This is a genomic window from Corynebacterium sp. CCM 9203, assembly GCF_041357675.1.
In the GTDB taxonomy this organism is placed as follows: Bacteria; Actinomycetota; Actinomycetes; order Mycobacteriales; family Mycobacteriaceae; genus Corynebacterium.
The window spans coordinates 91,886-114,549 of the sequence record NZ_JAUERY010000005.1 but is presented as its reverse complement, the minus strand read 5'-3'; the positions used below and the strand labels follow the sequence as shown (position 1 = coordinate 114,549).

At 61.2% G+C, this 22,664-nt stretch carries 20 protein-coding genes and 2 tRNA genes; 7 read left to right on the top strand and 15 right to left on the bottom strand.

Going from position 1 to position 22,664, the window contains the following annotated elements; translation table 11 throughout:
* Positions 1-2 precede the first annotated feature (2 nt).
* Positions 3-977 (bottom strand): malate dehydrogenase, encoded by a 975-nt coding sequence (locus tag QWU44_RS10730; protein WP_370915672.1) that lies wholly within the window; start codon positions 975-977, stop codon positions 3-5.
* Between the two features lie 536 nt (positions 978-1,513).
* Between QWU44_RS10730 and QWU44_RS10725 the strand changes: the two genes are divergently transcribed.
* Complete coding sequence (locus QWU44_RS10725) at positions 1,514-2,251, top strand: TetR/AcrR family transcriptional regulator (protein ID WP_370915671.1); 738 nt, start codon at positions 1,514-1,516, stop codon at positions 2,249-2,251.
* 62 nt (positions 2,252-2,313) lie between these two features.
* Here the strand turns inward: QWU44_RS10725 and clpX are convergent, their stop codons facing one another.
* The 6 genes from clpX to QWU44_RS10695 form a co-directional block, all read right to left on the bottom strand.
* Positions 2,314-3,588 carry an ATP-dependent Clp protease ATP-binding subunit ClpX gene (gene clpX, locus QWU44_RS10720; RefSeq protein ID WP_370915733.1) on the bottom strand — a complete coding sequence of 425 codons (1,275 nt, stop codon included), beginning with the start codon at positions 3,586-3,588 and terminating at the stop codon, positions 2,314-2,316.
* A 142-nt stretch (positions 3,589-3,730) separates the two neighbouring features.
* Positions 3,731-4,363 (bottom strand): ATP-dependent Clp protease proteolytic subunit, encoded by a 633-nt coding sequence (locus QWU44_RS10715; RefSeq protein ID WP_370915670.1) that lies wholly within the window; start codon positions 4,361-4,363, stop codon positions 3,731-3,733.
* Between the two features lie 39 nt (positions 4,364-4,402).
* The gene (locus QWU44_RS10710) at positions 4,403-5,002 is read right to left on the bottom strand and encodes an ATP-dependent Clp protease proteolytic subunit (protein WP_370915669.1); all 600 of its coding nucleotides are present in this window, start codon (positions 5,000-5,002) and stop codon (positions 4,403-4,405) included.
* Positions 5,003-5,260: 258 nt separating this feature from the next.
* Positions 5,261-6,631 (bottom strand): trigger factor, encoded by a 1,371-nt coding sequence (gene tig / locus QWU44_RS10705; protein ID WP_370915668.1) that lies wholly within the window; start codon positions 6,629-6,631, stop codon positions 5,261-5,263.
* Between the two features lie 143 nt (positions 6,632-6,774).
* Positions 6,775-6,848 (bottom strand) — tRNA-Pro (locus QWU44_RS10700).
* Between the two features lie 551 nt (positions 6,849-7,399).
* Positions 7,400-7,474 (bottom strand) — tRNA-Gly (locus tag QWU44_RS10695).
* Positions 7,475-8,189: 715 nt separating this feature from the next.
* Between QWU44_RS10695 and QWU44_RS10690 the strand changes: the two genes are divergently transcribed.
* Positions 8,190-8,432, top strand: a complete 243-nt coding sequence (locus tag QWU44_RS10690) for a helix-turn-helix transcriptional regulator (RefSeq protein ID WP_370915667.1) — start codon at positions 8,190-8,192, stop codon at positions 8,430-8,432.
* A gap of 297 nt (positions 8,433-8,729) precedes the next feature.
* Entirely contained in the window at positions 8,730-9,527 is a 798-nt protein-coding gene (locus tag QWU44_RS10685; RefSeq protein ID WP_370915666.1) for a DUF1542 domain-containing protein, read from the top strand.
* Between the two features lie 94 nt (positions 9,528-9,621).
* Here the strand turns inward: QWU44_RS10685 and QWU44_RS10680 are convergent, their stop codons facing one another.
* From QWU44_RS10680 to QWU44_RS10670, 3 genes are all read right to left on the bottom strand, one after another.
* On the bottom strand, positions 9,622-10,095 hold the full coding sequence (locus QWU44_RS10680; RefSeq protein WP_370915665.1) for a ribose-5-phosphate isomerase: 474 nt from the start codon (positions 10,093-10,095) through the stop codon (positions 9,622-9,624).
* Between the two features lie 153 nt (positions 10,096-10,248).
* Entirely contained in the window at positions 10,249-10,965 is a 717-nt protein-coding gene (locus tag QWU44_RS10675) for a hypothetical protein (RefSeq protein ID WP_370915664.1), read from the bottom strand.
* A 195-nt stretch (positions 10,966-11,160) separates the two neighbouring features.
* On the bottom strand, positions 11,161-11,805 hold the full coding sequence (locus tag QWU44_RS10670) for a disulfide bond formation protein DsbA (RefSeq protein ID WP_370915663.1): 645 nt from the start codon (positions 11,803-11,805) through the stop codon (positions 11,161-11,163).
* Positions 11,806-12,099: 294 nt separating this feature from the next.
* On the opposite strand from QWU44_RS10670, the gene pepN reads away from it, so the two are divergent.
* Both pepN and QWU44_RS10660 read left to right on the top strand, forming a co-directional pair.
* A complete protein-coding gene (pepN, locus tag QWU44_RS10665) occupies positions 12,100-14,721 on the top strand; it encodes an aminopeptidase N (RefSeq protein WP_370915662.1) in 2,622 nt (873 codons plus the stop codon).
* A 26-nt stretch (positions 14,722-14,747) separates the two neighbouring features.
* On the top strand, positions 14,748-16,685 hold the full coding sequence (locus QWU44_RS10660; protein ID WP_370915661.1) for an FAD/NAD(P)-binding protein: 1,938 nt from the start codon (positions 14,748-14,750) through the stop codon (positions 16,683-16,685).
* On the opposite strand, the gene QWU44_RS10655 is transcribed toward QWU44_RS10660, so the two are convergent.
* Positions 16,682-17,398, bottom strand: a complete 717-nt coding sequence (locus QWU44_RS10655; RefSeq protein WP_370915660.1) for an SDR family oxidoreductase — start codon at positions 17,396-17,398, stop codon at positions 16,682-16,684. The genes QWU44_RS10660 and QWU44_RS10655 overlap by 4 nt on opposite strands.
* 59 nt (positions 17,399-17,457) lie before the next feature.
* On the opposite strand from QWU44_RS10655, the gene QWU44_RS10650 reads away from it, so the two are divergent.
* Both QWU44_RS10650 and QWU44_RS10645 read left to right on the top strand, forming a co-directional pair.
* Positions 17,458-18,429, top strand: coding sequence for a mechanosensitive ion channel family protein (locus tag QWU44_RS10650; RefSeq protein ID WP_370915659.1), 972 nt, complete (start codon positions 17,458-17,460; stop codon positions 18,427-18,429).
* Positions 18,426-18,824, top strand: a complete 399-nt coding sequence (locus QWU44_RS10645; protein WP_370915658.1) for a globin — start codon at positions 18,426-18,428, stop codon at positions 18,822-18,824. The genes QWU44_RS10650 and QWU44_RS10645 overlap by 4 nt, the downstream gene beginning before the upstream one ends.
* A 26-nt stretch (positions 18,825-18,850) precedes the next feature.
* On the opposite strand, the gene QWU44_RS10640 is transcribed toward QWU44_RS10645, so the two are convergent.
* The 4 genes from QWU44_RS10640 to QWU44_RS10625 form a co-directional block, all read right to left on the bottom strand.
* On the bottom strand, positions 18,851-19,489 hold the full coding sequence (locus QWU44_RS10640; protein WP_370915657.1) for a hypothetical protein: 639 nt from the start codon (positions 19,487-19,489) through the stop codon (positions 18,851-18,853).
* Positions 19,486-19,971, bottom strand: coding sequence for an acyl-CoA thioesterase (locus tag QWU44_RS10635; protein ID WP_370915656.1), 486 nt, complete (start codon positions 19,969-19,971; stop codon positions 19,486-19,488). Before QWU44_RS10635 ends, QWU44_RS10640 begins: the two co-directional genes overlap by 4 nt.
* 217 nt (positions 19,972-20,188) lie before the next feature.
* On the bottom strand, positions 20,189-21,859 hold the full coding sequence (ettA, locus tag QWU44_RS10630) for an energy-dependent translational throttle protein EttA (RefSeq protein ID WP_370915655.1): 1,671 nt from the start codon (positions 21,857-21,859) through the stop codon (positions 20,189-20,191).
* A 125-nt stretch (positions 21,860-21,984) separates the two neighbouring features.
* Entirely contained in the window at positions 21,985-22,551 is a 567-nt protein-coding gene (locus QWU44_RS10625; RefSeq protein ID WP_370915654.1) for a single-stranded DNA-binding protein, read from the bottom strand.
* Positions 22,552-22,664: the final 113 nt, after the last annotated feature.

Genomic DNA, 22,664 nt, shown 5'->3' with positions numbered 1-22,664 from the left:
TACTAGAGGAGATCGGAGACAGCGTCACGCTCGCTGATGAGCTCATCGATGTTCGCGTCGATTCGGGAACGCTGGAAGTCATCGATCTCAAGCCCCTGGACAATCTCCCAGGTACCGTTGCGACTGACCGTCGGGAAACCGAACAACAGTCCCTCGGGCACACCGTAGGAACCGTCGGACACGATCGCTGCGCTGGACCACTTCTCGGTTCCGTTGATCCAGTCGTGCATGTGGTCGACGGCTGCCGAGGCCGCTGAAGCCGCCGAGGATTTGCCCCGAACCTCAATGATCTCCGCACCGCGCTTCGCCACCCGAGGGATGAACTCATCGACATACCAGTCACGGTCAACCAGATCCGCAACTTTTTCTCCCCCCACCGTCGCATAGGTGATGTCCGGGAACTGTGTGGCAGAGTGGTTACCCCAGATAACCAGGTTCTCGAACGCAGCCGAATCCTTGCCCAGTTTCGTGGCCAACTGACTCAGTGCGCGGTTGTGGTCGAGTCGCATCATCGCGTTGAACCGGTCCGCGGGAACATCGGGCGCACTGGCCTTCGCGATCAGTGCATTCGTGTTCGCGGGGTTGCCGACCACGAGGACACGGACATCATCGGCGGCGTGATCGTTGATGGCCCTACCCTGGGGACCGAAGATCCTACCGTTCGCAGCCAGCAGATCACTGCGCTCTTCCCCTTTACCGCGGGGCTTGGCACCCACGAGGAACGCTGCCGAGGCACCGTTGAAGGCTTCTGCAGCATCATCTGTGACACGGATGTCACGGAGCAGTGGGAAGGCGGAATCCAAGAGCTCCATGGCGACGCCTTCCGTCGCACCGAGAGCCGGGGTGATCTCAAGCAGATTGAGCTCGATCGGGGTCTCGCGTCCGTACACGTCACCGTTGGCGATACGCCACAGCAGTGAATAAGCGATCTGTCCTGCCGCGCCAGTGACAGTGATCTTCTTGGCTTGAGTGGCCATAAGTTACATCATCCTCTTCTCGTCGGCACCCGAAACCAGTCTTCCGCCGGACGGGCGCAGTTAAAGTTCGTGTGACGTCAGCCCACTGCAGTTCCACTCCGGTTCACCGCCGACTTCTGACGACGCTGGTATTGACACGGCGTGAAGGGCCGTCGCACAGCATCCAGGGTAACCGCGATAACCGGGTTCTGCCGTGATAAACCGACGTCAACGATGTGAACGTGCACACCCCGTGAGTTCATGATCGACGACCACACCACTGACCACCCCCGTCCCCCCACGATGCCAACATACGACCTGCGCTTTTCAAGATTGTGCCGGATCAGGACTCCTTGGAACTGCGTTTTAAGGCACCATGAAACGGAGTAACCCCGATTCGTCCCGCACCTGTGCTCCGGCACCACGGTGTTGCGGCGACCCGCGTATACACCCCGGGACGGAACCACGTTGACGGCGTACCTGATGATCTCAGGTCATCGGGTACGCGCGACCACCGCGTCTGCGGTGATCGCCTCTTTTCTGGAAAGGACCACGGCATGAACCGTTCCCCCGCCGACACTGAGATCTCGGGCACGACCGCCGAGCAGGTCGTCGCCGTCGCGATGGAGAGTTTCGCCCGGCACGGGTTCGAGGACACCCGGTTGGAGGCGATCGCGCAGGAATCGGGAATGTCCAAGCGGATGATCCATTATCATTTCGGTGACAAGCGCAATCTCTACGTTCAGGCGCTCCTCCGAGCGGTCACTCTCATCCGACCCGACGCGAGTGAAATGGAACTCCCATCGACTGTTCCGGTGGATGGGATACGCAAGATCGTCCAGGTCATCTGCCGGAGAATGTTCGCAGAACCCGCAGCGGTCCGCCTTATCCTCCTGGAGAACCTGTTCAAGCACGCTGAAGTGACGGGGGCGTCACCTTTAGCCGACCAATCCGCAGTGCTCCTCGCACTCGACCGGCTACTGATGCTCGGCCAGGATTCCGGGGCGTTCCGTCCCGGAATCTCAGCCCTGGACATCTACACCGTGATCTCCTCACTGTGCGCGTTCCGCACCTCAAACCGGGACACCTACCTAAACCTCTACGACGTCGACCTCGCCGACGACACGAACACCGCCGGACTCGAACGTCTCGCCGTCGACGCCGTACTCTCGTTCCTCACCTCGAATATGCCGGGAACCGGAACGATGAGTTATCTCGCGGTCGGCGGGAGAGAATACTCGGACGACCATGATTCCGGCAACGTCAACATCTACGGTGAGACCGACAGCAGCTAGCCGGAGAAGAGGCAGGAGGGGCCGCCCCCTACCGGGGCGGCCCCTCCTCATCCGATCTCAGATCACGCGGTTTTCTCACTGGGGCCGGGAAGCAACTCCGGTTCCGCCATACCGCGAGCAACTTCCGCAGTGATGATGCACTCTGCAACGTCCTCTCGGTCGGGAAGCTCATACATCACGGGCACGAGGATCTCCTCCATGATCGCCCGCAGACCACGGGCACCCGTCTTCCTTTCGAGAGCGAGTTCAGCGATCGTATCCAGAGCACTTTCGGTGAAGGTCAACTGCACACCGTCCATCTCGAACAGTCTCTCGTACTGCCGGACCAGTGAGTTCTTCGGCTCCGTCAGAACCTTGACCAGAGATGCCCGGTCCAGGTTCCGGACGGTCGCCACCACCGGAAGTCGACCGATGAACTCGGGAATCAGGCCAAACTTCACCAGATCCTCGGGACGCACCTCCCGGAAAAGATCCACGGAGTCATCCTCGTGCAGTGAACGGACCTGCGCTCCGAAACCGAGACTACGTTTACCCACCCGCTCCTGAATGACCTGCTCGAGCCCCGCGAAGGCACCCGCCACGATGAACAGGATGTTGGAGGTATCAAGCTGAAGGAACTCCTGGTTTGGGTGTTTGCGTCCTCCCTGCGGGGGAATCGACGCCATCGTACCCTCCAGAATCTTCAGCAGAGCCTGCTGGACCCCTTCACCCGATACATCCCGGGTGATCGAGGGATTCTCGGACTTCCGAGAAATCTTGTCCACTTCATCAATGTAGATGATCCCCCGCTGCGCCCGCTGCACATCGAAATCAGCGGCCTGCATCAACTTCAGCAGGATGTTCTCCACATCTTCGCCGACATAACCGGCCTCGGTCAATGAGGTGGCGTCCGCGATGGCGAACGGGACATCGAGAAGCCGGGCCAGAGTCTGCGCCAGATATGTCTTACCCGATCCCGTGGGGCCGAGCATCAGGATATTGGACTTGGCGAGTTCGATATCATCGTCCCGCCCAGAGACCGCCCGAGACTCCTCCACACGAATTCTCTTGTAGTGGTTGTACACCGCGACCGCCAGGATCCGCTTCGCCTCGTCCTGACCGACCACGTAAGTGTCGAGGAACGCTGAAATCTCGGTGGGGCGGGGCAATCGGCCTGAGGTTTCTTCAGCAGCCTCCGTGGACTGCCCCATCTCCTCTTCGATGATCTCATTGCAGAGTTCGATGCACTCATCACAGATATAGACGCCACCGCCGGCGATGAGCTTCTTCACCTGTTTCTGGCTCTTCCCGCAGAAAGAGCACTTGAGCAGGTCCGAGCTTTCTTGCATATGTGCCATGGCCTTCGGGTAGTCACTCACAATCTTGATCCGGGGACGCGGAGGCGTCCACACAGGTTCGATCCGTCCGCTCCTACTCTAGCCCCCGCCCTGGGCCCCGATGATCGAGGCGCGGCCGGTGACAGTGAGGGACAACTTCCGACTACTGCTGATTCGAGAGTTTGCGGTAGTCGAAGACCTGATCGATCAGACCGTATTCGACAGCTTCAGCCGCTGTGAGAATCTTGTCACGGTCCGTGTCGATCCGGATCTGCTCCGCCGAACGACCGGTGTGCTGGGCCAGAGTGGTTTCCATCAGAGTACGCATCCGCTCGATCTCGCGGGCCTGGATCTCCAGATCCGAGACCTGGCCCTGAACACCACCCGTGGCGGGCTGGTGGATCAGGATCCGCGCATTCGGGAGTGCCGCTCGCTTACCCGGAGAGCCCGCTGCCAGCAGGACTGCCGCTGCGGATGCCGCCTGTCCGAGACAGACCGTCTGCACATCGGGGCGGACGTACTGCATCGTGTCATAGATCGCCATCAGCGACGTGAAGGAGCCACCGGGGCTGTTGATGTACATCGTGATGTCCCGGTCCGGGTCCTGGCCCTCCAGAACAAGAAGCTGTGCCATGATGTCGTTCGCCGAGGCATCATCGACCTGGGTACCGAGGAAGATGATGCGCTCCTCGAACAGCTTGTTGTAGGGGTTGGATTCCTTGGCCCCGTACGCCGAGTGCTCCACGAAGCTGGGCAGCACATAGCGGGCGGAGGGCATCTGCATTCCGTTGCTCATAACTTGTTGTTCTCTCCTGGTATCCCGGTGGGTGCCGGACTAGTTGGCGATGGAACCGCTGGCGGCGGTGATGACATGATCGACGAATCCGTAGTCCTTGGCCTGCTCTGCGGTGAACCAGCGGTCGCGGTCCGAGTCCCGCGTGATCTGCTCGACGGTCTGCCCAGTGTGCTCCGCGATGAGTTCCGCCATCTCGCGTTTCGTGTAGGCGAACTGCTCCGCCTGGATGGCGATGTCTGCCGCGGTACCACCAACACCCGCCGACGGCTGATGCATCATGATCCGGGCGTGTGGGAGGGCGTAGCGCTTACCCTTTGTACCAGCGGAGAGCAGGAACTGCCCCATCGATGCCGCGAGTCCCATGCCGTATGTGGCAACGTCGCACGGTGCGTATTTCATTGTGTCGTAGATCGCCATACCCGCCGTGACAGAGCCGCCCGGGGAGTTGATGTAAAGGGAGATGTCACGCGTCGGGTCCTCGGCGCTGAGCAGGAGGATCTGGGCGCACAGTTTATTAGCGATTTCGTCATCCACCTGGCTCCCAAGGAAGATGATGCGCTCGCGGAGCAGGCGCTCGAATACCGAGTCGCTCAGGTTGAGCCCGCTGGTGGAGGCCGCCATCCGGGTGGTGTCAGTCATGGGTTCCAAAACCTACCTTCTCGCCGCCCTGGTCCGATGCCGCAATGACTGCGGCGGCGCGGAGCCTGGGTGGGCATCTGTATTGGGCATTGTTGATTGTTCCGTAAGCGCAAGGGTACCGCCGCCAAGGACAGTGGCGCTGCTCTGTTCGCTCTCAGCTTTCCCGGAAAGGATGGCGTCCCATGCCAGGCCGCAAAGAGCCCGGCCACCAGTGGTGGTCGGGCTCTTTCCACCGGCAGGCGGAACGCCGGGATGAGATTATTCGGCGGTGTTAGCGTCGTCGCCGGAATCCGTGGACTCCTCGACTTCTTCCTCACCGAAGTACACGGCGGGATCCACGCTGTTACCGTCGGAATCAGTGACCTTAACTTCACAGATGGCAGCGGCCAGAGCCTTACCCCGGCGGACGTCACTGAACAGGTTACCGATCTGGCCGGCCTGCTGTAGCTGCTGGATGAACTGGTTCGGATCCATTCCGTAACGCTGGGCGGTGAAGATGATGTGCTCGGTCATCTCCTCCTGAGAAACCTCGGGCTGGATCTTGTCCGCGAGAACATCGAGGAACAGTTGGGTGCGAACGGCGTTCTCGGCCTGCTCGCGGGCGTCCTTGTCGAATTCCTCGCGTGAGCTACCTTCCAGCTTCAGACGCTCATTGAGCTTCTTTTCATCGCCCCCGAACTGGCTGACGAGCTGCTGCACCTGATTATTTACCTGCTCGTCGACGATCGAGCCGGGAAGCGGGAATTCGGACTTCTCCAGGGCGGCCTTCAGAACCTCATCGCGAATCTCCGCGGCCTGCTGAGCCTTACCGCTCTCCTCGACCCGCTGAACGAGGGAATCGCGCAGTTCCTCGACGGTGTCAAACTCGGAAGCGAGCTGAGCGAATTCATCATCGACCACCGGCAGTTCCCGTTCCTTGACGCTGCTCACCGTAACGGTGACGAGGGCTTCCTTGCCTTCGTGGTCTCCCGCGAGCAGGGTCGTCGTGAACTCACGGGACTCACCGACCTCCATACCGTTGAGTGTTTCATCGAGCCCCTCGATGAGTTCACCGGAGCCGACCTGGTGGCTGAGGCCTTCAGTCGTCGCCTCCTCGATGGTTTCACCGTCAACGGTCGCGGAGAGATCGATGGTGACGAAGTCATTTTCGGCGACAGCGCGATCGACGCTCTTCAGCGAACCGAAACGCTCCCGCAGTTTCTCCAGCTCAGCATCAACAGCTTCATCATCGGTGGAGAGCGAACCGACCTCCACCGAAATCTCGGAGAAGTCCGGGAGAGCGATCTCAGGTCGGACATCGACCTCGGCGGTGAACTCGACGAATTCACCATCCTCGATACGGGTCACATCGACGATGGGCTGGCCAATGACCTTGAGGTCATTCTCCTCCACCGCCGCGCCGTAACGACTCGGCAGCATGTCATTCACGACCTGCTCGAGAACCGGGCCGCGTCCGACGCGTGCCTCGATAAGCTGGCGCGGAGCCTTCCCCTTCCGGAAACCCGGAATGGACACCTGCTGCGCCAGCGCCTTGTATGCCTGGTCGAACTCCGGCTTGAGGTCCTCGAAGGGAACCTCGACGGTGATCTTGACGCGGGTGTCATTCAGATGCTCGACGGAACTCTTCACGAGTCACTCTCCTGGAATAATGTTTGTATTGATTCGTCTAACTGGACCTTCGTCGCTGTGTTTTTCCGGCGTCGGTCCCGGGCGCCACCTAATTCGGTGGTGCCCGGGACCGACGCCGGAATCCTTCAGATAAAGGGCCCTTGTCGGGGCAACAGGATTTGAACCTGCGACCCCCTGCTCCCAAAGCAGGTGCGCTACCAAACTGCGCCATACCCCGTAGTCACTGAAGCGACACGACCCATCAATGGCCGCTGACAAAGAAGTGTACCGGCTCCCCCAAGCACAGGTTCAACAGCCCCCCGTAAATCTCCGCCACCACCAGATCCAGCAGAGCGTCAGACAACCACAGAGAGCCCCTCCACAGCATCAAAACCCACACCAGGCATATGCTCCCAGCTTGTCAGTAAACCCAGATACCCCCTGATAAACCCCAGTACAGGACCTGTTCGACGACAGAGAAGAACGTTCACCTCATACCGGAAGCAGCTTTCCAGCATGGAGGCGACGACGCCTCCACCTTTTTTCAACACAGCGGGTGAACAACGACTAAGCACAACCAATTGCGCCCACTGCACGGTCACCAGGAATCCGTCGAAAGCCACCTCTCACCACAGCACGCCCACCATCGGACGAGAACCAACACCCAGATAGAGCAGATGGCCACAGCCTGCAATCGTGTCAGCGTACAACCACGTCAACTCCCGACACTGTTCGAGCATGAAAAAAGCATCCCCACCAGTGCAGGAACTGGTGGGGATGCTTTTTCCATGGAGGGAACGACGGGAATCGAACCCGCGTCTTCAGCTTGGAAGGCTGAGGTATTAGCCACTATACGACGTTCCCATAGAAGCCCCGGAAAATCTGCAAATGCAATTTTAACATGGGAGTTTAAGCATAGCCCCTAGCGGGACTCTAGCTTCTTTCCGTAGCGTGCAACAGTGTAACCCACCACGGCCAAGATGAAAAATAGCGAGGTGACACAGCATCTCAGCGGCCACCAGACACCCGCGCCGGCGGCTCGCCATGTATCCATATTCTGGCCTATTTGGTTTGACGCCCCCCACATAAAGACATCAAGCCACAATGTCACCGCCCACTCCCCAGCCAGACCCACAGCAGAGGCACCATAAGACCGCACCGAAGGTCGTGTGCGCGTATGCGAGAACAACTCGACACAAGGTCAACGATGCCCGGACGCTCGCTTCCAGTTCCGACACGGTACCAATACCCAATTTTGTAACCCCATAGAAAAAGTTACAAAGAAATAATCTTCCCAATCTTAGCTTTTTATCAGTAGATCAACTCGATAAATCGGGATAGCCTATCCTTCATGAGGTTGACTTTTGCATCCAAATACCGCTCCGGGGGTGCTACACATTCAACATACCCACTGCTGAGGCAAGGTCACCCCCCGAAAGATAGCCCCCACCAATTGAATAGTCACAAAACAGCAATTCCACTGCCCCAACTTTCACCATAAAACAAATTCCAAAAGGAGCATTGCCACACCCACATTTTTCTCAGGACGCCGTTAGCTGGCTGACGTATCGTGGCGCCCATGCAACCTAAGATCATTGACTCCGACTCCGGCAGAGAGCTCTGGACAGCCATCGAATGTGCCAGGTTCTCCGGTACCGCGCGCGGAACCTTCACGAGTTACGCGGGCCGCGGCCGCGCCCCGAAACCCGTCGCCAAGATGCACGGGCTAACCCTCTGGGATTCACAGACCATCCATGAATGGGTCGAGGAACGTAAAAACGGCCGCAAGTCCGCCAAGTCACTTGAGAACACCGAGGCTTAGACCTCCCCGACCGGAGCCTCATCCGGTTCATTCTTCCACCGTCCGGGTTCCGGCCCACTATCAACCCCCGCAGTGCCTTGGCGCGTCTGCGGGGGTTCTCGTCAACCGATGGTCCGGAACCGAACGCGGAACCCGGACATCGTTTCCCATCCATACATGCGTTTCGGGAACCCCCGACACACATCGGACGTTGTTTCTGTAGACGGGGCCACCTGCGGAACACCCACGTTCCAGGTAATTCCTACGTTCCCCGCGAGCCCCTCCATCTTGTCATCCAACGCCCGGAAAAGGCTGCCAATGTCCTCTCTCCTCGTATTACTCCTGATCGCCGTCATAATCAGTGGCGTCGTTCTCCTGCTGTCTCGATCAGGTTCTTCCGGCGGAGGCCGTTCTAAGGAATCCGAACTCGATGACGCCGTTGCCGACGCACGTCGCTGGATTGAGCGCCTCGGCTCCCAGGTGCTTTCCCTCACCGGTAGTGATACCGCATCGACCCAGGCACTCGCAGACGCTTCGGAAAGATTCAACGCGGCATCCGGCCAGATCAGTACGGCAAAGACAGTACGTCAGGCTGAACTCGCACGGGAATCTGCACTCGAGGGACTCCACTACATCAATGCGGCACGCGAGATCATGGGTATGCCTTCAGGCCCCGAGCTGCCTCAACTTGAGGGACAACGCCAGGCTGGTGCCGTCACTGAACAGCGCACCATCGATCACGAAGGAAAACAGATCACCGCATCACCGACGGCAACACCACAGACACCGAACTACTATCCGGGCGGAATGGTCGCCGGCCGTCCGGTTCCGGCCGGTTGGTATTCCGAACCCTGGTGGTCCTCAGCTCTTCGCACCGGCATGTGGACCGCAGGCTCTGTGATGATGTTTTCGATGCTCTTCGGAGGTATGTCCGGAGTTCACTACGGGCCACAGGAGTTCGAGCAGGGTTATGGAGACACCGGTGGTGACGGCCCGGACGCATCTGAAGGTGCGGGTGGAGAGGATCTTGGGGATACCGACCCCGGTTTTTCGGGTGAGGACGGCGGATTCTTCGGGGGCGACGGTGGAATGGATTTCGGCGGGTTCGATTTCTGATTCGATGCACCGATGCGGCTCCCACCGCAGAAGGACAGTGTGCCCAGGCCTCCCGGGAGGTCTGGGCACACTGTCCTTCTGCGGTACTTGGGCGTCAGGCTTCAGGAAGCACCGGAGCGATACCCGTTTTTTCATAGTCTGCGAGTATGTCAATACGGCGCTGGTGCCGTTCAGCTTCGCTCCAAGCCTGATCCAGGAATGCATCAACGATCGCGAGTACCTCTTCCTCGGAGTGCATCCGACCACCGATCCCGACCAATTGAGCATTGTTATGTTCCCGCGCGAGGCGCGCGGTTTCAACCGACCACGCGAGAGCGCATCGCGCACCCTTGACCTTGTTCGCGGCGATCTGTTCACCGTTCCCGGAGCCACCGAGAACAATGCCGAGCGACCCCGGATCGTTCACAGTTCTGGACGCAGCTTCGATGCAGAACGGGGGATAGTCATCCTCGGCATCATAGACGTGGGCCCCACAGTCGATCACCTCATGTCCGGCGTCGGTGAGATGCTGGGCGATGGCATTCTTCATTTCGAACCCGGCGTGGTCCGCTCCAAGATATACGCGCATGTGTCCGAGTCTAGCGTGCACATCGAGCATGTCGTGTGCAGTACGCGGGTAGTTGTACAGCAGAACGCCGTATCCGCCCCACCCGGAGGCGGTAATCTCGGATACGGCGTGATGTCACCTCCGGATAATTGAAACCGGAGTGCGTGTTATTCCTCAGAGGTTGGTGGCCCACACGGGGTTGTCGACAAGCGCTGCACTGGTGTTGTCAGCCTTGTCCGCGTGATAGACGACACCCACGACATCAGCATCGGTCGGGACACAGGTGGTGACGGTTGCCTCGGCACCGTCGGCGACGGTGACCACTCCATCATCGGTGTCCACAGTGGAATCAACGAAGTCGGTGCCCGCCGGAACGGAGGTTTCGTTGCCGTCTGCATCGATGATCGTCACGTGGTCGGTGGCGAAGGTCAGTTCATCATTCACACTGGCATTGACAACGTTGGTCACGACACAGACATCGCCGTCATCGCCACGGGTGATATCGGTTACCTGGATCGTGCCACGATCTCCAATGTACGTGTCACCAGGGGTATTGACATTGGCGAATCCGAGCGCTGAGGCAAGCTCGGCTGGACTCATGGAACCAGGGGCGATAGCGGTGGTGGTGGGTGTCACCGGGGAACTGCTGACGCTGCTTGCCGGAATAGTCGCACTGGTCGACGTCGTCGAGGCTGCCAACGGATCAGCATTGTCATCGTCATCATCACCGCCGAGCAGGGCCCAGGCGAGAGTTCCGAGCACGAAAAGTGCGACGATCCCGAGAATCCACGGGAGAATACTACGGCTGCGGCGTTCCACGGGAACAGAACCACTTTCGTTGGACTGCCCGGGATTGGTGTGGTCCGAAGGTGCGGTGGGGCGATCACTCATGGTGGTCTCCTGAGATTGATGGTACGGCCGTGCTCCGGCCGTGGGTGTCCCGCCGGAGCGGATTTCCCTGACGGGTTAGCCACGTCAAGGCCGCCGGGCGCCGGAAGCAGAGCACCGGGCCCCACCCCGGTGCCCCCGAAACGACCGGGCCGTGGTTTGATACCACCATAGACGAGTGGCTGTGCTACCGCTACATCAGGTGAAGTCGGGTCGCTCCGTGCGCGAACGTTTGAGTTCGAAGAAGTGCGGGTACCCGGCGAGTGCCACCGCGCCATCAAAAATCATTCCGGCGTCGTCGCCTCGGGGTATACGGGTGAGTACGGGGCCGAAGAAGGCCGTACCCGACACCTCGACCACCGGGGTACCGACCTCGTCACCGACGGCCGACATTGCCTGTCCGTGAAAATCTTTCAGCACGTCATCCCACTCCGACCCGAGACCGGTGTCCGCCACTCCTTCGTCGAGGCCCACCTCGGTCAACGCTTCTCGAATCAGGGGAATGAAGAGATCGGAGATATCTCCGTCACCGGCGTTCTCCTTGAGTGCCGCCCCCTGCCCCTCATTGTGGATCTTCGTCCCCAGTACGGTGTAGAGTTCACCGACCTTGTCCGGATACTCGGTGGCGACCCGCGCGAAGACCCTCGCCGGTGCCCAGGTCGCAGTCATCCTGCGCCGGTAGTCCTCGGGAAGTTCGTCACGGCCTTGATTGAGCACACCGAGACTCATCGGGATCCACGTAATCTCCACGTCCCGGACTTTCTCCACTTCGATGGCCCACCGAGAGGTAATCCAGGCGTACGGGCAGGTGACATCGAACCAGAATCTCATGGGCTGACTCATGTATACCTTCTCTCTGTGCAGTGTTTCCGTCATATCCGCCGGAAAACCTCGTTCCCCGGCGGTTCACACCCAGGATAGGTGCATTCCGTGCCTGTACGTTCCACCACCATGGGTGACCCGTATCCTTGGCCATGCGGTGCCGTCGTCGACGCGTGGGGGCGTTACCTTATCCCCTTTTCCCCTGACTCCCCACGTACACCCGGCTGCGGTGCCGTGCACTGGTGATTCACCACCCCTGAAGAGAGCGGGCCACCGATGGCCCGCGCACGCCTCGATGATAGGAGCTCCGGTCACGTGACCTCGACCAACCTCACCCATGCGGAAGCCCAGACGCGTTCGTCGATCCTCGACGTCGACAATTACGGCATCACCCTTGATCTGACCGGTGGAGACACGGAGTTCTCCTCCGTCACCACCGTGGACTTCACCGTATCCACCGCCGGCGACACGTTCATCGATCTACGCGCTGCCCGCGTCCGGGAGGCACTACTGGACGGTCGGGACATCACCGCTGACGCCGTCACGCTCAGTGACGATGGCTACGACGAGGACGCCGGCATCACCTTGAAAGGGTTGGAGCCCGGCGCGCACACCCTGCGAATCACCGCAGACTGCCGTTACTCACGGACGGGCCAGGGGCTGCACCGCTTCGTTGATCCTGCGGACAACGAGGTGTACATGTACACCCAGTTCGAGACGGCCGACGCGAAGAGGATGTTTGCCTGTTTCGACCAGCCGGACCTGAAGGCGACCTATGATCTCACGATCACCACACCGAACGGCTGGCGGGTGATCTCCAACGCGGATCAGACCGTGACTGACAATGGGAACGGGACCAGCACCCACGTTTCCCGTATCGGTTACCGGCTATCAACGTATCTGGTCGCGATCTGCGTCGGCCCCTACCACGAGGTCCGGGGTGAGTGGACCGGTGAACTCACCCACCACCCGGAGACCCCGGCTGGTCAACCGCACGAGTTGACCGTGCCGATGGGCCTGTACTGCCGGAAGTCTCTCGCAGACAGTCTCGACGCGGAACGCCTGTTCACCGAGACGAAGCAGGGGTTCGACTTCTACCACGCGAACTTCGGTGTGGCGTACCCCTTCCACAAGTACGACCAGGTTTTCGTGCCCGAGTTCAACATGGGTGCAATGGAGAACGCCGGCTGTGTCACGCACCGGGACGAGTACGTGTTCACCTCGAAGGTGAACCGGTACCGCTACGAGCGGCGCTGCGACACGGTGCTGCACGAGCTGGCGCACATGTGGTTCGGTGATCTGGTGACGATGCGCTGGTGGGATGACCTGTGGCTGAACGAGTCCTTCGCCACCTGGTCCGCGGCGATCAGCCAGGCTGAGGCAACCGAGTACGACTCCGCGTGGGTCACGTTCGCGAACATCGAGAAGTCCTGGGCGTACAGCCAGGATCAGCTTCCGTCGACACACCCGATCACCACGGATGCGAGCGACATCGAGACGGTGGAGCAGAACTTCGACGGCATCACGTACGCCAAGGGCGCGAGCGTGTTGAAGCAGTTGGCAGCCTACGTCGGCCGGGACGCGTTCTTCGCCGGTGTTCGCCGACACTTCGCCACCCACGCATTCGGTAACGCCACCTTCGACGATCTCCTCGGTGCTCTCGAGTCGGCATCGGGCCGGGATCTGTCCGACTGGGCGAATCAGTGGCTGAAGACGACGGGCGTGAACACACTCGCCGCAGAATTCGAGGTGTCGGGTGACATCTATGTCTCCTTCGGTATCCGACAGCATGGTGCGGAGCCGGGAGCCGGGGAACTTCGGGACCATCGTGTCGCGGTCGGCCTGTATTCTCTCCGTGACGGTGGTGTACGCCGTGTGAAACGGGTCGAACTGGACGTCACCGGCGAGTTCACCGAGGTTCCGGAGCTCGTCGGCGTGGAACGCGCCGACCTCGTCCTGGTCAATGACGACGATCTGACCTACTGCCTGACCCATCTCGACGCCGATTCCCTGGATTTCGTGATGCAGAACATCGCCCGCATCGAGGATCCGATGCCGCGCACGTTGTGCTGGTCGGCGACGTGGGAGATGGTCCGCGATGGGCGGATGCGCGCCCGTGACTTCATCACGCTCGTGGCTTCCGGAGCCTCTGCTGAAACGGAGATCGCCGTTCTCGAACGGATTCTCACGCAGGCGTCGAGCGCCCTGGCTAACTATGCGGATCCCACATGGGCGGAACAGACCGGACGGAAGCTGCTCGCGGACGCGCTTCTCGACGGCGCATGCAACACCGAGTCCGGTTCTGATGCGCAGCTGACGTTCCTGCAGGTCCTTTCCCGTGGGAAACTCGGTGCTGACACCCCGGAGCAGATCGCCGTGTTCAGGAAGATCCGGGATGGGGTTTCCCCGATCGAGGGCATCGAGGTTGATAACGACTTGCGGTGGCGGGCGGTGACCGCACTCATCGCCACCGGGGAAATCGAGGACGCGGAGGCCGCGATCGAGGCGGAGCTCGTCCGCGACGGCTCCTCCGACAGCCGGAAGTGGGCGTGGGCCGCACACGCCGCAGTGAACACCCTTGAACGGAAGAAGGAGATCTTCACTGAAATCACCGATCCGGGCTCGGGCCTGTCGAACCTGGCGATCCGGCACAAGATCGAGGGTCTTACCTGGGCCGGCGCCGCACCGAACCTGCAGCAGTTCAACGACGCCTACTTTGATCTGGCGCCCGATTTCTGGCGCGACGCTACCCCGGAGATGGCGCTTGCCGCGCTGAACGGACTCTACCCGTCGTGGGACATCACCGAGGAAGGCATCGCGCGTGCCGGTGCACTCCTCGACGGTGACCACCCTGCGGGTCTGAAGCGCGTCGTCGCCGAAGGCCGGGACCGCGTCGAGCGGGCACTGCGTAACCGGGCGGTCGACGCCGGCGAGTGAACGGCGATGTCGACTAGCCTGGCTGTGTGATTTCCCCGAACTCCGGCTCCGCACAGTCCATCGCGATCATCGGTGCCGGGCCGCGCGGCACGTCGGTGCTGGAGCGGCTCGGCGCCGCCGTCCAGGCCATTCCGGATCAGGGACCACTGACGGTGCACCTCATTGATGATGCTCAACACGGGACGGGAGAGGTCTGGCGCACCGACCAACCCGGCGAGCTGTGCATGAATACCCTCGCCGGGGCGGTGACCATGTTCACCGAACCTGGTTCCACCGTTTCCGCCCCGGTGTTCCGAGGCCCGACGCTCTATGAGTGGATTCAGTTGCTGCGCGGGGAGAAACCTGACGAAGCCGGGATCGATACCCCAGTGGCCGAGATGTTCCGCAGGTACCGCCCCGCCCCGGCGGTGGCGGTCGCCTTCTCCGATGAGCTCCGGGCAACCCGGCCGGAGTCGAACCCGAGTCGTCGTCTCTACGGTGCGTATCTCCGTTGGTTCCTCCACATCGCTCGACGCACCCTTCCACCACAGGTAACGCTGCGCCATCACCGGAGTCGTGCGGTCGCTCTCACCGCGGATGCCGACGGAAGCGACGAGATCACCCTCGCGGATGGTTCCGTCATCACGGCGGGTGCGACGGTGATCGCCCCCGGCTGGCAGCGCTCGGCACCGGAGAACATCGACAAACTCGGTGCACCGGATGATCTGACGTGGATCAAGCCCGGCAATCCCGCCGACCAGCCACTCAACCGTGTGGTACCGGGAGAAACAGTGCTGATCCGTGGCCTGGGGATGGGGTTCTTCGATGCGATGGTTCTGCTGACGGTGGGCCGCGGCGGACGCTTCGTGAAAAACGATTCCAGTCGCTCGGGCCTCCGTTACATCCCCTCCGGGCAGGAACCACGGATCGTGGCGGCGTCGGGACGTGGTTATCCGTTGTTCCCGAAGTCGGAGTACCGCACACTCCCACCCAGGATGCCGCATAACCGTCTGCGCGCCGTGGCACGGGAACTCTCCGCCACCACCGGCCCCATCGACTTCACGGAACAGGTGTGGCCCGCGGTCGCCCGGGACGCCCACGAGGCGTACTACCGGGCACTGCACCGTACGCATCCCACGCTGATCCCAGATCCGGAACGACTGGTGGCGGTGATCGACACCACCGCGGTGCAGGACATCCCCCGGGTACTGGCAGAGGAACTTCCCGAGGTCACCGTCTTCGATCCGGTGAGGGAAGCTGACCCGTTGGCGGCCCGCGGACTCTCCGGAGAATTGTCCCCGGAGGCGTTCACCGACGCCGTCGCCGCCGGCCTGGTGGTGGACATCGCCCACGCCGCTGCCGGCCGGGACAGCGCGCTGAAGGAGGGCCTCTGGTCGATAGCATCCGCGCGGAAGCCAGTCTCGGTACTCGGCGCAGGCGGTCGCTACACGCCGGAATCGCGGCGCGGGTGCTACGCGTGGATGATGGCGTTCGGACGCATGGCGGGATCGGGGCCTCCGGCGTTCCGCAGCCGTGAACTTCTGGCGCTCGTGGACGCCGGGATCGTGTCTTTCCTGGGGGCGCATCCCACCGTCGAAGTGTCTGACGGGGTCTTCCGCATGCACTCCCCCACCACCCGGCGGCCGACCGCCGCACGGGTACTTCTCGACGCCCGACTACCGGCGCCCGACATCCGTCGCACCGCTGAACCGTTGATGCGGGACCTGCTCCAGCGCGGCCGGATGCGGGTGTTCCGACTGTCTGACGGAACACCAACACCGTCACCGGAGGTTGATCCGGTGACACAGCGGATCATCGGCGCAGACGGAAAACCAGACCCGCGAGTGCATCTCATCGGTATCCCAACCCACGCCCAGATGCCGGACACCACAATCAGTCCGATGCCCGGAACGGACGCCACGATGCTGCAGACAACGGACGCAGCCGCCGTGCACGCCCTCGCTGCCCTGACGGGAGTGGACTAGCGGTCGGCCAATTCAATCCGGGGACGGACCGCAATGTCGGTGAGCTGAGTCGTCGGTCCCGCACTCACCGCCAGGTGAACCGCTGCTGCAACCTCAGCGGGATCTATGTAGTGCTCCGGTGTGTAGACCCCACCAGCAGACTCGACGATACCCCGGAGCATAGACGTGTCAGTGGGGCCCGGTGCGATACCGCTCACCCTCACACCGGCAGCCGCCTCCTCCTTGCGGAAACTGTCCGCGAGACCCCTCAGCGCATGTTTGGTGGCGGTGTACACCGTTGTCCCAGGGTGAGCCCCATTCCCAGCCCCGGAATTGATGAATACAACGGTACCCTCCGACCGCCGCAAAGCGGGCAACAGCCTACGGGTGAGTTCCGCAGGCACCACGACGTTCAGATCAAGCATCTCCCGCCACTGGGCTGGCTCCGCAAGCTCTACCGATAACCTGTGCCCGACCGCAGCGGCATGCACCAGCACATCGACACGTGGCAACGCCAGTACTTCCTGCAGACCTGCGACAGAAGCGGCGTTGAGAAGCTCGTCCACCAGATCACACCGCACCGCCCGAACACCGTTCAGCGTATCCAGTTCCCCGAGTAGAACGTGGTTCCGACCGAGAGCGAACACGTCGAACTCCGGTGCGAGTCTATCGACGATCGCACGGCCGATACCGCCGGTGGCTCCGGTGATGACTGCTACAGGTCTGTTACTCATGGATCCAACCCTAGCTCCGAAGCTGGGAACCGGGCAGGTACCCGGTAGGTTCTACAGATGTGAAAGACACGCTGCAGGACGCATTCAGGAATCAACCCGGGTTCACCACTGCGGGGCTCATCGACACCGCACTGTCGCTCGGGCTGATACTCGTGGTCGCCATCGGAATCCAATGGGCGTTGATCCTGCTGATCAAGCGACTCTCCCGCCACGCCATCGAACGCGGACCGGGACACTCGCTGCTCAGCGAGTCCATCGCCACCGAACCCGAGAATGCCCTCGACCGCGCGCGCCGGGAAGCCCGTATCCGGACGCTCTCATCCGTCGCGCGTTCCGCCGTCGCGATCTTCGTGTGGGCATGGGCGGGGTTGGCTGTACTCACCGAATTCGGGGTGCAGGTCGGCCCGCTCGTTGCTTCCGCCGGGGTTGTCGGCGTCGCCCTCGGTTTCGGTGCGCAGTCTCTGGTCAAGGACTTCCTCTCCGGAATCTTCATGCTCATCGAGGACCAGTACGGAGTCGGTGACCTGATTGATGTGGGGGACGTCGTCGGAACCGTCGAGGCCGTATCTCTCCGGTTGACCACCATCCGGGACGTTGACGGCACACTGTGGTTTATCCGCAACGGCTTGATCCAGAAGGTGGGTAATTCCACCAAGGGGCATGCCGTCGCCCGCATCGACGTCCCCGTGGGGTTGTCCAATGACGTTGAAGCCGCGAAGCGGGCTATCGGTGATGCGGCACAATCTGCGGTGGCACTCGAAGGGCTCCGGGAATCCGTGCTTGGCGTACCTGATGTCGATGGCGTCCATGCTCTCGCGGTGGACCACATGCTCATTCGAGTCCGGGTGAAGGTTGTCGCCGGAACACAGTGGAGAATCCGCCGTGAACTTCTCGGATGCATCATCACGGATCTGCAGAAGCAGGGTATCTCCACTCCGTACCCTCACGGCATCGGAATCACCGGGACTCCGTCGAACAGTGATTCAGCCAGGGGTTCTGCCGGGGCCGGTACAGCAGGGGAGCTGAAATGACGGGACAACAACCGACCAGTTTCTACGAGGCGATCGGCGGTGAAGAGACTTTCTCCACCATCGTGCACCGATTCTACCTGCAAGTACGCGAAGATAATCTCATCGGTCCAATGTATCCGGTCGATGATTGGGAGGGCGCCGAGGCACGGCTGAAGTGGTTCCTCGCCCAGTATTGGGGCGGTCCACCGACATTCAGTGAAAACCGTGGGCATCCGCGACTACGGATGCGACACCACCCATTCTCCATTGGGATGGCTGAACGGGACAGGTGGCTGGAGATGATGGCGAGGGCACTCGACACGGTAGACGAGCAGACCCTTCCCGGACCTTACCGGCAGGCCCTGTGGGAGCACATGGTGCGTGTGGCGGACATGTTGATCAACCGTTTCGACTGAAACGGCCCGCGCGTCGCGGTGCCGGATCAGAGCTGGAGTACCGACTGGCGAGTGTTGCGGTAGACACTCCCGAAGGGCGCATCCACGCGGACCCAGGTTCCCGAGGTGGAGACCCTGAGATGCCGGGGAATGGATTCGGGCGCCGCAGGACCGGGGATGAGTCCGAGAGAGGTGCAGGTGAATACCATCCGCATGGTTATCTCAGCCGAAGTACACTCCTCTTCCGGGGCCGTGACGGTGAGCACGGTCTGGTCCAAAAGGGACTGCGGTGGGCCGAGTGGCCCGGAGAACTGGCGGGCTAGTGCCTGCCCCTGGTCTGCGAGCTGCCGCACAACGGTGACCGGGAGAGTGTCGAGGAGGATATACCCCTCGGCCGGGGGCAATGCCCCCGGCCACGCGATGTCGCGGGCAGGTCCGATGTCCGTGCGCTGTTCCGTGAGGGCATCGCGGAGATCCGCAGCCCGAACAACCGCACCGTCCCGCCCCGGGACACCTCCTATCCTCCGGGTCGCGACGACATCGAACGGAGTGGTGACGAAAACATCGACGGTACCGTCAGTGCGCTTCCGGAACCGGGCGGAGGCGTCGGCGTCGATACCAATGGCGCGGGAGAGTAGCGCACTGAGGCCTTCGGCGCCTGCGGTGACGGTGATGGTCTCGGTCACTCCCGGCCAGCCTCCTCCTGTTCGGTATCGGGTTCAACTGCACTCTCGGTACCGGCGGCCCGATTCAGGATCTTCAGCTCATTCGCGGTGATGGAGCGTGGCGTGGCGGTCTTCAGGTCAACAGCGATCTGGACACATTCGATGACGCAGGCGACGGTCCCGTGCCGGTCAATGATGGACTGGCTCGTGGTGAAGGACGTCCGACCAATCCGGGTCACCCGGGTCTCCACCACGACGGTAGAGGTGTCGGGGAGGATCGGGCTGACATAGTTGGCGTCCAGGCGACGGATGAACACCGCAGGCACCTCGTGTCCACGGCCAATGAACTCCTCCAGCGCAAAAATGTTGCGGGCTTCCTGTGCGAGCTCAATGTAGGCGGCATTGTTGAGGTGTCCGAATCGGTCGAAGTCCGACCACCGAACATGGACCTCTGCGGTGTGAACGGGTGCGTTACCGACGGTGCGGTCACTGCTGTTGGCCATGTGTTCGGGGATCCTTCCGTACTGGGGGAGTCGCGGGCCCACGGGTTCCCGGTCCTGCGGTGATGCTCAACCACCAACCTATACCTGCCGAGGGATCGACACGACGATTTTCATTTCAAAATCAAAAGCATACTGAATGCTTCCGGCTCCGGACGATCAGGGTCAACCAACCGTCCGGAGCCGGTTTTTCAGTGCGCCCGCGAAGAGGCACACCAGATCAGCGCGTGAGCTTACGGTGCGTCACCCGAGACGGACGGGCAGCCTCGGCACCGAGGCGCTCGACCTTATTTTTCTCATACTCCTCGAAGTTACCCTCGAACCAGAACCACTGTCCCTCAGAGACGTTGCCCTCCCACGCGAGGATATGGGTACAGGTTCGGTCCAGGAACCAACGGTCGTGGGAAATGACCACGGCACAACCGGGGAACTGCACGAGAGCATTCTCTAGAGATGAGAGCGTCTCAACATCGAGATCGTTGGTCGGCTCGTCGAGCAGGATCAGATTTCCGCCCTGCTTCAGGGTCAGAGCCAGGTTAAGGCGGTTACGCTCACCACCGGAGAGCACCTTCGCCGGCTTCTGCTGGTCCGGCCCCTTGAAGCCGAACGCCGACAGGTAAGCACGGGAGGGCATCTCGTTCTGGCCGACGACGATGTGATCAAGACCGTCCGAGACAACCTCCCACACGGTCTTCTCACCGTCAATGTTCTCACGGTTCTGGTCGACGTAAGACAGCTTCACGGTCTGTCCTACGACAACCTCTCCGGAGTCCGGCTCCTCAAGCCCGACAATCGTCTTGAACAGTGTGGACTTACCCACACCGTTCGGGCCGATGACACCCACGATGCCGTTGCGCGGCAGAGTGAAAGAAAGACCCTTGATCAGAGTCCGTCCGTCGAAACCCTTGGTCAGGTTCTTCGCCTCAACTACCTGGTTACCCAGGCGCGGCGGGGTCGGAATCTGAATCTCCTCGAAATCAAGCTTCTTGTACTTCTCGGCTTCGGTCGCCATCTCCTCGTAACGTGCGAGACGTGCCTTGTTCTTCGCCTGCCGTGCTTTCGCTCCGGAACGGACCCAGGCCAACTCCTCTTTGAGGCGCTTCTGCAGCTTCTGGTCCTTCTTACCGGCGACCTCAAGGCGCTTCGCCTTAGTTTCCAGGTAGGTGGAGTAGTTGCCCTCGTAGGGGTACAGCTTGCCGCGGTCGACCTCACAGATCCATTGCGCGACGTGATCCAGGAAGTACCGGTCGTGGGTGACGGCGAGAACGGCGCCCGGATATTTGGCAAGATGCTGCTCCAACCAGAGCACACTCTCGGCGTCAAGGTGGTTGGTCGGCTCGTCGAGCAGCAGCAGATCAGGTTCTGAGAGCAGCAGCTTCGCAAGTGCGACACGACGTCGCTCACCCCCGGAGAGGTGCGTGACGGGTTCATCACCAGGCGGGCAGCGCAAGGCGTCAAGCGCCTGATCGATCTTGGAATCGATCTCCCACGCATCGGCCGCATCCAGATCTTCCTGGAGCTTGCCGAACTCCTCCATCAGCTCATCGGTGTAATCGGTGGCCATCTGCTCTGCGACCGCCTCATAGCGCTGTTTCTTCTCGAAGATCTCGCCGAGCCCCTCCTCAACGTTCTCCCGGACGGTCTTCTCCTCATTCAACGGCGGTTCCTGCAGCAGAATACCGACGGTGGAACCCGGATCGATGAATGCATCACCGTTAGAGGGCTGATCGAGACCAGCCATGATCTTCAGAATCGATGACTTACCGGCACCGTTCGGGCCGACGACGCCGATCTTGGCGCCGGGATAGAAGGCCATGGTGACATTATCAAGAATAACCTTGTCACCGTGTGCTTTACGCACATTCTTCATCGTGTAGATGAACTCGCCCATGTTTGTCCCTTAGTGCTTTCTACTCGGTTGCAGTCCTGCCCCACGAGGTTACCCCACCTCCCGTGCAGACCCGAGGTGCAGACGCGCCCGGTGTCCCACAGTGTCCCCGGGCCTGCGATCACCTCCTAGAACGGCGGGTCAGCTTCTCCGTCACCACCGGAGGCTGCCCCCACAAGTGCACGGCCCTCCGGTGTCCGGGAACCACCATCCGACGTTTCACCGACCGCCTCCTTCCTAGCCTGGACACCGACACGAGAGGCCGTTCCGTTGCCGGGTATCTGCCCCGATGTCACCCATCCACCGGTCAATGGCCGCGCGACCGTCTCCCCACCGGGCAATTCCGCTGTGGTGAGATAGCGGTTAAGGTCGGGCCCGATGTGGCTTGCCCGGAGAACAATGCGTGAACGGTTGCTGTCCGTGTCGGCATCAGTCCAAGTCTCGAGAATCACCGTGCCGACCACGATCACACTCATCCCCTTGCGGAGGCACCGACGGGCGTGTTCAGCCAACCTGCCCCAGCACTGAACCTCGATCCAGAGGGTGTCGTAGTCGATCCACGTGCCTTCTCTCTCCCCCGGACGGCGGCGATTCGAGCACAGCCGGAACTTGGCAACGCCGTTACTGTCACTGACCCCGTGATAGGTGGGGTCTGCCCCGAGGTTCCCGGTCAGCGTGAAACTGTGTTGAGCCATGAGATTGAGTCCTTTCGGAACGGACCCGGCCGGGTGCCGGATGCACGCCCCCACTCTCGCAGCACAGCCCACCAATCAAACCCTCAACTCTCGTCTCCTGTGGACGACGCGCC

Excerpts from the sequence above, each read along its gene's own strand:
- QWU44_RS10635 (WP_370915656.1), bottom strand. The coding sequence starts at position 19,971 with ATGGCCAACAGCAGTGACCGCACCGTCGGTAACGCACCCGTTCACACC.
- QWU44_RS10625 (WP_370915654.1), bottom strand. The coding sequence starts at position 22,551 with ATGGCTCAACACAGTTTCACGCTGACCGGGAACCTCGGGGCAGACCCC.
- QWU44_RS10675 (WP_370915664.1), bottom strand. The coding sequence starts at position 10,965 with ATGAGTGATCGCCCCACCGCACCTTCGGACCACACCAATCCCGGGCAG.
- QWU44_RS10645 (WP_370915658.1), top strand. The coding sequence starts at position 18,426 with ATGACGGGACAACAACCGACCAGTTTCTACGAGGCGATCGGCGGTGAA.
- QWU44_RS10715 (WP_370915670.1), bottom strand. The coding sequence starts at position 4,363 with ATGAGCAACGGAATGCAGATGCCCTCCGCCCGCTATGTGCTGCCCAGC.
- QWU44_RS10710 (WP_370915669.1), bottom strand. The coding sequence starts at position 5,002 with ATGACTGACACCACCCGGATGGCGGCCTCCACCAGCGGGCTCAACCTG.
- ettA (WP_370915655.1), bottom strand. The coding sequence starts at position 21,859 with ATGGGCGAGTTCATCTACACGATGAAGAATGTGCGTAAAGCACACGGT.
- QWU44_RS10655 (WP_370915660.1), bottom strand. The coding sequence starts at position 17,398 with ATGAGTAACAGACCTGTAGCAGTCATCACCGGAGCCACCGGCGGTATC.
- QWU44_RS10690 (WP_370915667.1), top strand. The coding sequence starts at position 8,190 with ATGCAACCTAAGATCATTGACTCCGACTCCGGCAGAGAGCTCTGGACA.
- QWU44_RS10725 (WP_370915671.1), top strand. The coding sequence starts at position 1,514 with ATGAACCGTTCCCCCGCCGACACTGAGATCTCGGGCACGACCGCCGAG.
- QWU44_RS10670 (WP_370915663.1), bottom strand. The coding sequence starts at position 11,805 with ATGAGTCAGCCCATGAGATTCTGGTTCGATGTCACCTGCCCGTACGCC.
- QWU44_RS10685 (WP_370915666.1), top strand. The coding sequence starts at position 8,730 with ATGTCCTCTCTCCTCGTATTACTCCTGATCGCCGTCATAATCAGTGGC.
- QWU44_RS10680 (WP_370915665.1), bottom strand. The coding sequence starts at position 10,095 with ATGCGCGTATATCTTGGAGCGGACCACGCCGGGTTCGAAATGAAGAAT.
- QWU44_RS10730 (WP_370915672.1), bottom strand. The coding sequence starts at position 977 with ATGGCCACTCAAGCCAAGAAGATCACTGTCACTGGCGCGGCAGGACAG.
- clpX (WP_370915733.1), bottom strand. The coding sequence starts at position 3,588 with ATGGCACATATGCAAGAAAGCTCGGACCTGCTCAAGTGCTCTTTCTGC.